The sequence below is a fragment of the Shigella sp. FC1967 genome (genome assembly GCF_001743005.1).
Taxonomy (GTDB): domain Bacteria; phylum Pseudomonadota; class Gammaproteobacteria; order Enterobacterales; family Enterobacteriaceae; genus Proteus.
The window spans coordinates 1-1029 of the sequence record NZ_MIIZ01001071.1 but is presented as its reverse complement, the minus strand read 5'-3'; the positions used below and the strand labels follow the sequence as shown (position 1 = coordinate 1029).

The 1029-nt window shown below is 32.8% G+C and carries 2 protein-coding genes; both read right to left on the bottom strand.

Annotated elements, in window-relative coordinates; all coding sequences use genetic code 11:
* Nucleotides 1-168: 168 nt before the first annotated feature.
* Nucleotides 169-405 (bottom strand): hypothetical protein, encoded by a 237-nt coding sequence (locus BHE89_RS18450; RefSeq protein ID WP_286146288.1) that lies wholly within the window; start codon nucleotides 403-405, stop codon nucleotides 169-171.
* Between the two features lie 220 nt (nucleotides 406-625).
* Nucleotides 626-880 (bottom strand): YadA C-terminal domain-containing protein, encoded by a 255-nt coding sequence (locus tag BHE89_RS26385; RefSeq protein WP_286146287.1) that lies wholly within the window; start codon nucleotides 878-880, stop codon nucleotides 626-628.
* Nucleotides 881-1029: the final 149 nt, after the last annotated feature.

Below are 1029 nucleotides of genomic sequence, written 5' to 3'. Positions count from 1 at the left end.
AATGTTCTTTATCATTTTGAATAATAACAAAGTATTAAGGACATTAATTTAAATGGATATTTTTCAATCAATATAAAATATATAATAAAATCAATTAATAATAAGATTACTAACATGTAAGACAAGAGTTATCCACAGTTAATGTGGATAACTGAATAACTCCAAATATCAGAGAACACAGATTTTTGTTACTGCAAATTCAATCTGACAAATGGTCAGTTTCTTTCCTGCTGTTGCACTTTCAGCAACCACAATATCCATGGATTGTGAATACTGTCGTCCCACTTCAAGCGCTAATTCAATAGTGGGTTCAATCAGTAAGATCACCCCAACATCTTCAATATCAACAGAGAAGTCTGCAAATGTTCTAAGTTGTGCAACTTTTTTTTCTCTTATTTTTAGCAAGTTCTTGCGCTTTTTTCCGTAGCGACCTGATTAACTCTTGCTTGTTTTTTCAAAAAATACCACCACCAGAATGAAGATAGATCATAAGTTACTCATTATAGAAAACAAAGGCTGTTACCTTTATTATTCAAATCCAAAACATAAAAGCCAGTAGATAGATAAAAAAGAAACAGCCTTATCTCTATTTTTTTTATTCTATTGGGCACACTACAAAAGTGCTTTACCAGCCATAAGAGACACCTCCGCCAACAACACCGCGATCTTCTGTATTCCATGAAGCAGAAACGCGAATAATGGCGCTTTCTGTTATTTGATACTGAGCACCTGTTGCAAATGCATTAGCATCTCGATAATTACCAACACCGACGCCTAAACTAAACGTATGATTAGTTACATAAGGAATATTAGCCATTGCCGCAACAGAGGCAATACCCGCGCTTGCTCTTTTGTCTACTTTATTGATTTTATTATCCATATTTTTAAGTGCAATATCGTTATCAATAAAGATATTCTTAATTTTATTATTGGTATATTCGTTAGCGGTAGAGATTGAATCTGTTTTTGTATTTTCAATATACTTCCTTCAGCGATTCATCCCTTTCATTAATCATATTACTTAGTGAT